Below are 10,102 nucleotides of genomic sequence, written 5' to 3'. Positions count from 1 at the left end.
AGTGCCACAAATACGAGTATCTGAAAATCCAGCCGACCTTGGGCTCACCCGGAATCATGCTATTTTTCGTTCAGTTCACGATCGAGATGCTCAAGGCCTGCTTCCATCGAGGCGGCTTCAACAGCCGCGAGATCATCTTCGGTCAGCGTACCGGTCAATTCGACGCGACGCTCCCGTCGCATGAAACGCAGATAATCCTCGTAAGCGAGCAGAACAGTGCGCGGGCGACCGTTCTTGGTAATAATAACCGGATCGCGCACGGCAGCGTCCTGGTAAGCGCCAAAATTCTTGGAAATGGCTGCAGCTGTTACAGTGGATGTCATGATCAACCTCCGTTTTCCGTAATATACGGATTTTCCGGGTTTTCCGCAAGTTTTTAAATCGAGAAGCATCGTACAATGACCAGACCGAACCCCGTGTCTTCGAATGTCCAGACCCGGGCAGAACAGCTCGATACGATCGCCGCCGTCCTGCCAATGAACCGCCGCGACATGTTGGCCGGGATATTGACCGATGAGGATGTCGAGACGCTGCGCCATCTGGTCAATGAAGGCATGGGCGAAAACACGCTGCGCGCGCTGACTTCGGATTTGGCCTATCTCGAAGCCTGGTCGATGGCTGCAACCGGCAGGCCCCTGCCCTTCCCCGCGCCCGAAGCCCTGTTGCTGAAATTCGTTGCCCATCATTTATGGCGGCCGCAGCAACGCGAGATCGATCCCGACCACGGCATGCCGGCCGAGGTTGAAGAGGAATTGCGCCAACAAGGTGAGGTCACGACGAAGATCCAGCAGATTGTTCCGCTCGTCAAAGACGATGAGCCCATCGATGAAAGGCTTCGGGAATTTGCAAATCCAGTGCCTTATCTAAAACTTCATGGCTGCCTGAATCACATCCACGATGCTGATATTCCACCGGTGCTTTCGCGCGAGGTTTACTCGACCTACTCAAAAAACCGTTCACGGCTGTTTCTGCGCCTTCAAGATATGGCTTTCGAACACACCTTCATCTTCGTAGGCTATCGCCTTGATGACTCCCATATCCGGGATCTAATCTACAATCTTGGTCCAGGTCGACGACCACGCTGGTACATGGTGACGCCGAACGCGGAAGCCGAAGATGTCGCGTTCTGGGCTACGAAAAACGTGGAGCTGATCAAGGGCTATTTCGGAGAGTTCATGGCAACTCTCGACGAGGCCATACCTCCACTTTTCCGGCGTCTTTCACACTCGGCCGATGTCGCAGATTTCCCGATCCGGCGCCTGTTTAAGACGCATAGTCTCGAATCAGACGCAACGAACAAGTCGCTCCGCGACGATCTGACGTTCATCCACGCCGAGATGCCCTTCGAACCCCAAACAGCTGAACAGTTCTATTCAGGCTATGATACCGGTTGGGGGGCTATCGTCAACCGGTTGGACGTCCGCCGTCAGGTCGAAGACGATATCCTTTTTAAAGCCGTTCTTGAGAACGATGCTCCTGGCGGACCCGTGTTATTAATGGCCAAGGGTCCTGCTGGCGCAGGCAAGACGATTGCTTTGAAACGATCCGCCTGGGAGGCTGCAACCGCGTCGAATATGCTAGTCGTCTGGTTCAGGCCAGACGGCGCACTCCGGCCAGAGGTGTTCTCCGAGTTGTATGAGTTGACGGGAAAAACAATCTACCTATTCGTCGACGATGTAGGGCTTCATGTGCATGAATTGCTCGCCCTACTTCGGCACGCCCGTGCTGCAAAACTGCCGCTTGTGGTGGTGGGAGCAGAGAGAGACTCAGACTGGAATACCTATTGCGATCCGCTGGAGAGCGAGTTTCCTGGTCCCGAACTGAAAGTACGGTATCTTTCCCGAAAGGAGATCGATGGCCTCCTTGACCTTCTTGAGAAGCATAAATGCCTAGGTCTGCTCAGCAATGAGACAAGGGATGAGCGCATTCGGCGATTTGAGAACGTGGCTGAACGGCAGTTGCTTGTTGCTCTGCATCAGCTAACGCAAGGCAGGCCTTTCGAAGACGTTCTTCGTCTTGAGCACCAACGCATTAGCCCTGAGCAAGCAAGACAGCTTTATCTCGACATCGCGACTATGCACCAATACAAAGTCAGCGCCCGTGCAGGCACAATCTCACGCATCTCCGGCATCAGTTTTTCGGACTATCAAGAGAAGTTTTTTGCACCGCTGCAAAACATCGTTCGCGCTGAAGTAGACAAGTATTCCCGTGACTACAGCTATCTTACCCGCCACCCTCGGGTGGCGCAACTTGTCTTCAGGCAGGCTTGCCCAAGCGATGATGAGAAAGCCGATCAGTTCTGCCGCCTAATTTCGGGTCTTGATTTTGGGTACTCGTCGGACTCCAAGGCACTTGAGCAGATTACAAAAGGTCGCGCACTTGCCGATACTTTCGCTGAACCTTCACCAGGCCGGCGTATCTATGAAGCTGCAATATCAGTCGCCCCAAACCAGGCATTTCTTTACCAACAATGGGCGCTGTTCGAACTTCACCATCCTCGAGGCTCCCTGGATGAAGCGGAGCGCCGGGCGAATGAGGCCCATGCCATTGATGAGAAAAACACAGCCGTCATCCACACCCAAGCCGAAATTGATCGAATTCGGGCGACCAAAGTCGACTCACCGTTGCTTAAAGACCAGCTGCGCCGGAGAGCCCGTGAACGGCTCAACTCGCTGTCGACCAGTAGTCGATTTGCGGCCTCGAGCCAATGCAAAATGCTTGTCGACGAGATTGTCGAACTCAACCGAGAGCTGAGCGACGACGCTCAGGAGCACGACGCGATGTTTTTTGCGGAGAAAACACGCGATGCTGAAAGCCGGATCAGGCTGGCTTTACAGCAATTCCCCGACGATCCGGACATAATCCAGATCGAGGCGCGTTATCGCGAGGAAATGGATCAAGAAGATCGAGCGTTACGCGCATTGGAAAAGGCCCTTCGCCTGAACCCGAAGGGCTCTGGCGCGGCGATAAGGGTGGCGCGCATTTATCGCTCTCGGGACCGCGCTGGCGAAGCGCTTAAGGTGCTGAACGAGGCGTTGACCAATAGCCCCGACGACAAGGCGGTGCATTCCGAGATCGCCCGTCATCATGTCGTGGAGAATGCCGGTGATGATGACCTCATCGAGAGTCATCTGCGGCGAGCCTATTCGACCGGAGATGCTAATTATGAGGCGCGTTTCGATCTCGCTCAGTTCCTGTTTGTAAGAGGCGAAGCGGCCAAAGCCGCCAGCCTATTTGATGAAATTGATGAGAAGTCTCCGCCCACATTTCGGCCTGTTGCCAATCGAGAGAATCATTTCACGAGGCGCATCTCAGAGCAGGCCGGCTATGTCCAATCAATCTCCGGGCATATGTTCTTCATCCGGATTGGCTCATACCCGAAGGAAATATTATCGCACAAGTCATCGATCGCCCGCGGCGAGTTCGAGGACGTTTCGATCGGGACAAACGTCCGCTTCCAAGTTCGGTTCAACCGCAAAGGACCTGTTGCCGTGTCGGTTGCAATCGTCTGACATGAGCGGTCGATCCTGCAACATAATACTGAGCGAAGCGCTCAGTAATCGATACGACATCGCCAAGATGTGGTCGGCGTTTGATCTACACTGAGATTCAGTCGCGCGACAAGGAGCGACTCGAAGTCGCTTCTACCTTGAGCGAGTCAGTCGCGAATGGCTAAATAAATGAGTTACGTTGTCTTAGAGACGCTTGAATAACGCAGCGAATTAGCCAACCTTTTCTCTCGATTGCAGCCACAACGTAGCTCGACTGGAATCAGAGGCATTGGTCCAGATATCCAGTCCTGACCAACCAGAGAACCCTTCCGGTAGATCAGCGTGATTGCTGCCGTCTCTAACTACTGCGCTCCACAACCGGCGTCTATTGATGGATTTTCTTAGATTGTCCAATCTGAAAAGCTCCCAACAGCCGCCGGCTTTCATTACAAAAGCGACAACTGATCGGTCGCTTGTTGTTCTCGACTATTCGTCGGAGCACAGCCGATGGATTAACCCTCCGCTATCTGAGGATCTTAAGGCGTTATAGGTTCATTAAGAACGGAAGCGAATTTGCAAACCAATGGCTTTGCATGGGCCAATTAACCCACCCGACAGGGTTCCCTAGGTTGCTAATAGGGCAACCATCCTTCGGTCCAGCACCATCATTAAGCTCGCATAGATTGTTGGCGAAACCATAGTTCAGTAAAAAATTATGCGCTGACATTGGTTGGTGGCGGCCATTATGAGAATGATTTCCATCCAAAGATCCTTTAGAAAGACAGGAGACATGACACATGGTGTTCCATCTAAGGATGCCGATTCTAATCACGGTTTCTTTAGGCGTAGCCGGCGACTGCGGCGCCAGCAATCGACAGAGGGATAGAGTGGTCATCTCTGCGACTTTACAGTTGTAAAGCTCGGAAGAAGTAAGGTGCTTGAGAAACTTTACAACTGTAAAGTTCGTCTCGTTTATGCATTAACTTTTCATTAACGAAAAATCTGTTGTAGAATCGATAGATATGGGTATCTTGACGGTAATGAATGCTTTTCGGGTTCATAACCGTCAAGAGGAAAGAATGCTTCAACCCACTCCTATCAGCGTCAGAGATACCGCTTCAAAGATCGAAGGTTACACCTCGAAGCTTTCAGTGGAACTGCGGGATATGCGGGAAGCGTTTTATCCACCGCAAGCACGTAAGACATTTACGCGTACTTTCTCCACACTTGATCTCGTTCGTCTACTGAATGTCCCTGAAAGCACACTCCGGCAGCTTACCATAGAAGGGAAGGGGCCACAGCCGGAACGAGCGGAAAACAATCGTCGCACATACACATTGGATCAGGTGAACCAGCTAAGATCCTTTCTAGCAGATTTAAGACCTGACGGAGCTCTGGAATTGCTGCCACGTCGTCGAGCGGGCGAAAGATTGCAGATCCTTGCAACATCAAACTTCAAAGGCGGTAGCTCCAAGACGACAACCTCTGTCCATCTGGCTCACTTCCTGGGCCTCCAAGGTTATCGAGTGCTTTGCATCGATCTAGATCCACAGGCGTCCATGACGTCGATGTTCGGGATCCAGCCCGAGTTTGATCTTGGAGAAAATGAAACTGCATATGCTGCATTGCGTTACGACGATGAACGCCGTCCGCTTTCGGAAGTTATTCGTTCCACGTATTTCGCCGGCGTGGATCTGGTGCCGGGCAATCTTGAACTTATGGATTTCGAATTCGATACGCCATCATATCTGACGTCTCGGAATAGGGATGAACTTGGTCTGTTCTTTGAAAGGTTAGGCAGAGCGATTTTCTCGATCCAAGATGATTACGATCTCGTCATTCTAGATACCCCGCCGTCGCTCGGCTATACGACTCTTGCTGCACTCTATGCGGCAACGTCTTTAATTGTGTAACTGTCCATCCAGCGATGCTGGATGTGGCCTCCTGTAATCAGTTTCTCATAATGATCTCTGATTTGTCCGAAGCGTTAGCCCAATTTGGAGCGCAGTTTGAACATGATCATTTTAAGTTCTTATTGACCAGAGTTAATCCAAACGATGGTCCACAGAAATACATGTCCGGTGTAATGCGTCGTCTATTTGGCAATGACGTCTTGGTCGCGGAAGCACTTGAATCGACTGCTATAGCTGGTGCGGCAGTGGCTAAGAAGACCCTTTACGAGTTGGAGCCGGGCGAAGTAGGCCGTGAAGCACTCAAGCGTGCCCCTAGAAAGCGCGGACCGCGTGAATTTTGAAATCCTTGCCCTGATACATAAGGTTTGGGAGCGATCCTAATGAAAAAGAACATTCTCAAAAGAATGGCAGATGCCGAAGGCAAAGCTGATATCGACGATCCGATCGAGCATAGTGATTTAAATTCTTTTTCTCGGCGTCATTCATCACCTGTCATTTCGAATGTAGGTCGCGCGCTATCGCAACTGAGCGAAGAGAGTATTGTCACTCTTGATCCGAATAAGATAGAGCGGTCGCCGTTTAAAGATCGGTTTGACAATGACGAGGAAGCCAACAAAGAACTGGAATTGTTGAAAGCATCCATTGCTTCCGAAGGACAGAAGATACCAGTTTTGGTACGACCCCATCCATCGAAGCCGGGTCACTATCAACTGGCTTATGGATACAGAAGGCTAGCGGCCGTAAAGTCATTGATGGAAGAATCCTCCCAAAACGAGCCACCCAAAATCAAGGCGTTCATACGAGAGCTTACAGATCGTCAGTTAATCGAAGAGCAATCGCTTGAGAATGGTGTGCGCGAGGGACTGACCTGGATTGAGCAAGCTATGTGGGCAGTCAACCTTAAAAACGTTGGGTTTTCGCATCGAGCCATATGTCCGGTATTGGGGCTGAGTGAGGCAGCTGTCTCGCATCTCTTCAAGGTTAGCTCAACGGTTCCTGCAGACATCATCTATGCGATCGGTCGTGCAAAATCTGTCGGGCGTCCTAAATGGACAGCACTTGCCGAAGCTTTGAAAGATCACAGCCGACTTGAAGCAATCCACAATCTGATAAGCACGGAAAAATTTATCGCAGCAGATAGCACTGCGCGTTTCGCAATGGTCGCTTCTATGGCGAAGGCGTCTGATAGCGTGGAGCCTATTGAAACAAGGGACTTTACATTTAACGATCGCAACTACGGACGCATGAAGTATACGCCGTCGGGTGTCGTGATGACGATCCCGAAGCAGGAGGCGCCATTCGCCGAATGGTTGGCGGACCGAATGCCGGAACTGCTTCAAAAGTTCAACGAGCGGTTTAAGGCCTGAATGGCGCTAGTCCGCTTAAGACTAACGGGTCAATATGGAGAGACCACAAAAAGAAAAAAGCTCCCAAAACGTTGCCGTCGTGGAAGCCCTTCTCGGATGTAGGAACCTGAGAATCGCATTTCCATGAATCACTGTCAAGAGTCTTTGGCACCGTTATGGTGAGTGGATTTCTTTTGCCTAAAGGAAGGTGAAAGACAATGCAGCTTGGAAATGTGACGACGCCCTTTGGGCGGCGGCCAGCGAAGCTTGCGCTCGTGAAGCGCCAGTTTGCCAAGCCCGAAGTGAGGACAGGGCAGGCAGTGGACAAATGGAAAGTGTTCCGTGACGTATGCGAAGCGCGAACGATGCTTGGCATTCAAGATCGCGCGCTATCCGTATTGAACGCATTGCTGAGCTTCTATCCGGATGGCGAGCTGTCCGATAAGGCAGGTTTGATCGTTTTCCCATCCAATGCACAACTTACCGTTCGTGCCCACGGTATATCCGGCGCAACGCTTCGCCGTGCGCTCGCAGCGCTCATCGATGCAGGACTGATTGAGCGTCGTGATAGCCCGAATGGAAAGCGATATGCGCACCGGGATAGGGCAGGGAAGGTCGAAGAGGCGTTTGGCTTCAGTCTGGAGCCGTTGTTGGCCCGTCATGCAGAACTCGCGCAGCTGGCCCAGCAGGTGGCCGAAGAAGCCCGTCTATTCCGTCGCGCGAAAGAAGCTTTGACCATCTGTCGTCGCGATGTTCGGAAGCTAATTACAGCAGCGATGGAAGAGGGCATTTCCGGCAACTGGATTCATATGGAGACCGTTTACGTCGATCTTATGAGCCGCCTTCCACACTCTCCATCACGTCAAATCGTTGAAAGCTTACTCGAAGAGATGAAGTTGTTGCGCGAGGAAGTCATCAACCAGTTGGAAATTCACGCAAATTTCAATGAAATGAGCGGCAATGATGATCATAATGAGCATCACATACAGAATTCAAATACCGAATCCACCGCTGAATTTGAACCTCGCTCTAGAAAAGAGCAGGGGGCAACCGAAGCTCTAGTCGGACCAAAGACGAGCACGCCATTGAAAGCGTTCTCATTGGCTATGGTGCTGCAGGCATGTCCTCAAATCACCGATTATGGGCCGGCCGGCTCAATAGCAAACTGGCGAGACCTCATGTCAGCCGCGGTTGTGGTCCGATCGATGCTTGGTGTCAGTCCAAGTGCCTATCAGGAGGCCTGCGAAATAATGGGACAGGAAAATGCAGCCGTCGTGATTGCCTGCATTCTGGAACGTTCCGGACACATCAAATCGGCTGGTGGGTACTTGCGGGATTTAACTTCAAGGGCGGAGCGCGGCGAATTTTCACTTGGTCCGGTCATCATGGCTCTGCTCAGGTCAAACGCGCAGCATTTGAGCGTGGCGGGATAGTTATGTTTTTATGTGAACATTGCGCTTTTGAGAAAGCTTGTAATGTCAAAGGCGTCACGTCTAGCTTCGTAGTCGATAGACTATGAGGTATGTTGGCAAGCCGACAATCCAGGCGCCGTGTACTGTTAATACCATTGTTGCGAAGCCAAGCAAATCTTCGATGTTTGTGTCGTTTTTCACCCTCTTCGGCAACGGCCTCGATTATCTGGGCCTATCGGAACGAATAGTTCAATCCCGATTTTTGCCAAGCAGAGCAGCACGGATAAGGTCTCTCTTGCTTTGTGGATCAGCCACCACAAGAGGGGCGGAATGTTGCTTGGTAGTCTCGGTATTTTTCTGTTTAAACGTCGACAAGCATTTTTCAGCGTTCTGTCGATCATCGTCTGAAACAGGTTCCACAGGGTTGCCATTGCAATCATAACGCATGGCGCCTTCCTGGCGGCAAGCGAGATAATAGCGTTTAGAATGAACATATGCACCGATCGCACGACGTAATGCGGTTACACTGGCTTCTGAACTGAGGAGCGGAGAAAGTTGCTGGAAAAAACCAATTGATACCGGGCGGATGGGGTCACCGATCTCAGTAGGTAAAACGGCTAGCGATTGCGTCAATAAAGCCTGAATTGCGGAAGATCTACGGAGATCCTTTTCCGTAGCGATTATCGGCTTCTGATTCATTTTGAAAATACCCCCATCTAAAAGTTAGACTCGGCTTTATGAATAGAATGTGGGCACAGTTTGACCTTCGTCGCCGTTATGCTGCGCGGTATCTCTGAATTTGGATAAGGAAGTCTTTCGCCGCTCCCCAAGCCACTCCTTGCACGCGGGTAGGTTATAGCTTATATATTAGCTAAGTTAGCTAATGGAGGCTGAAATGCAGGTCACAGTCCACGCGGCAAAAACAAACTTGTCAAAGCTTATCGAGGCGGCACTGGCAGGCGAAGAGGTTATCATCGCCAAGGGCAAGCGTCCCGTCGTAAGGATCGTCCCCGTTCCTCAGAACGGATTCACGATTGGCCTGTTGAAAGGGCAACTGACAGGATCTGGACCCGATTTCTTCGAGCCGATGAGCGACGATGAGTTGGCGCTTTGGGAGGGTGGCGAGTGAAGCATATCCTGCTCGACACCCACACATGGACCTGGTCGCTGACGGCGGACGCCCGCCTCTCAGTCATTGCCACGGAGGCCATTGAGCAGGCAGAGACGGTTTCAATCAGCGCCATTAGCTTGTTCGAGATTGGACAAAAGGTCCGGCTGGGCAAATGGCCGGAAATGGAGCCGTTTCTCCCCCGGTTGGTCGGGCTTGCCGACGAACAGGGCGGACGACTTGTGGAAGTATCGGCAGAGGCAAGCCTTCTTGCAGCTACGTTAGAATGGGCGCACCGCGATCCATTTGACAGGTTCATCGCGGCAACAGCGATCACGCGCGGATTGAAGCTTGTCTCGGCTGATACTGCCTTCGATGCGTTGGTGTCCGAACCATCATGGCCGGGACGGGTCTGGTGAGGTAAAAGTAGGATGTTGGAATCTGTTTTGGGATATGGAATAATCCGCCGAAACAAGATCGGATGGAATAGCGCCATGTTGCCAAGATATCTACGGCCCGTGTTTGACCGTGAAGCATATGGGCCGATTTCGAAGACGGAAAAAGCGGTACGCTTTGCCGTGTTCGTTCCCTTGTCTGTTCTATGCATGGTCCCGGGCGTTGTATTTATGGGTTTGTTTCTGTTTACAATGGGGCTTGGTACAGGACGCATTCTTTTAGATGATACTGGCACTATGACGTCACTCAAAATCGTGATGTTTGTGGTAGCACCAGCATTATTTCTAGTCGGTCTGGCCATACGCAAATATTGTTTGCCGTTTGATTGACCATTGGCTTAGACGATTTACAAAAATACCGGCTTTGAGCCGGTATT

The 10,102-nt window shown here is 51.5% G+C and carries 8 protein-coding genes and 2 pseudogenes; 8 read left to right on the top strand and 2 right to left on the bottom strand.

The annotated features are described in order from the left end of the window. Positions 1–59: 59 nt before the first annotated feature. Positions 60–323: a type II toxin-antitoxin system Phd/YefM family antitoxin gene (locus C9380_RS24925; protein ID WP_128095010.1), complete on the bottom strand. Its 264-nt coding sequence runs from the start codon at positions 321–323 to the stop codon at positions 60–62. A 75-nt stretch (positions 324–398) separates the two neighbouring features. Between C9380_RS24925 and C9380_RS28060 the strand changes: the two are divergent. From C9380_RS28060 to repC, 5 genes and pseudogenes are all read left to right on the top strand, one after another. Next, positions 399–767, top strand: a pseudogene (locus tag C9380_RS28060) (integrase); the annotation flags it as partial. Next, positions 753–3,512 (top strand): P-loop NTPase, encoded by a 2,760-nt coding sequence (locus C9380_RS24920; RefSeq protein ID WP_282183937.1) that lies wholly within the window; start codon positions 753–755, stop codon positions 3,510–3,512. The pseudogene C9380_RS28060 and the gene C9380_RS24920, both read left to right, overlap by 15 nt. 1,058 nt (positions 3,513–4,570) lie before the next feature. Beyond that, positions 4,571–5,785: pseudogene (gene repA, locus C9380_RS24915) on the top strand (plasmid partitioning protein RepA). Then, on the top strand, positions 5,785–6,771 hold the full coding sequence (gene repB, locus C9380_RS24910) for a plasmid partitioning protein RepB (RefSeq protein ID WP_128095008.1): 987 nt from the start codon (positions 5,785–5,787) through the stop codon (positions 6,769–6,771). Before repA ends, repB begins: the two are co-directional and overlap by 1 nt. 197 nt (positions 6,772–6,968) lie before the next feature. Continuing rightward, entirely contained in the window at positions 6,969–8,183 is a 1,215-nt protein-coding gene (repC, locus tag C9380_RS24905; protein ID WP_128095007.1) for a plasmid replication protein RepC, read from the top strand. A gap of 228 nt (positions 8,184–8,411) precedes the next feature. Here repC and C9380_RS24900 read toward each other — a convergent pair whose 3' ends face one another. Further along, entirely contained in the window at positions 8,412–8,861 is a 450-nt protein-coding gene (locus C9380_RS24900) for a ProQ/FINO family protein (protein WP_109989713.1), read from the bottom strand. A gap of 196 nt (positions 8,862–9,057) precedes the next feature. Here C9380_RS24900 and C9380_RS24895 point away from each other — a divergent pair, with 196 nt between their 5' ends. The 3 genes from C9380_RS24895 to C9380_RS24885 are packed head-to-tail and all read left to right on the top strand — an operon-like array spanning position 9,058 to position 10,055. Further along, the gene (locus C9380_RS24895) at positions 9,058–9,291 is read left to right on the top strand and encodes a type II toxin-antitoxin system Phd/YefM family antitoxin (RefSeq protein ID WP_038594974.1); all 234 of its coding nucleotides are present in this window, start codon (positions 9,058–9,060) and stop codon (positions 9,289–9,291) included. Continuing rightward, positions 9,288–9,689, top strand: coding sequence for a type II toxin-antitoxin system VapC family toxin (locus C9380_RS24890; RefSeq protein ID WP_128095006.1), 402 nt, complete (start codon positions 9,288–9,290; stop codon positions 9,687–9,689). The genes C9380_RS24895 and C9380_RS24890 overlap by 4 nt, the downstream gene beginning before the upstream one ends. Before the next feature lie 12 nt (positions 9,690–9,701). Then, positions 9,702–10,055, top strand: coding sequence for a hypothetical protein (locus C9380_RS24885; protein WP_128095005.1), 354 nt, complete (start codon positions 9,702–9,704; stop codon positions 10,053–10,055). Positions 10,056–10,102 lie beyond the last annotated feature (47 nt).

Source organism: Brucella pituitosa, from assembly GCF_003049685.1.
In the GTDB taxonomy this organism is placed as follows: domain Bacteria; phylum Pseudomonadota; class Alphaproteobacteria; order Rhizobiales; family Rhizobiaceae; genus Brucella; species Brucella pituitosa.
Note: the sequence above shows the minus strand (reverse complement) of the source record. Positions and strands in the feature narration are given on the sequence as shown.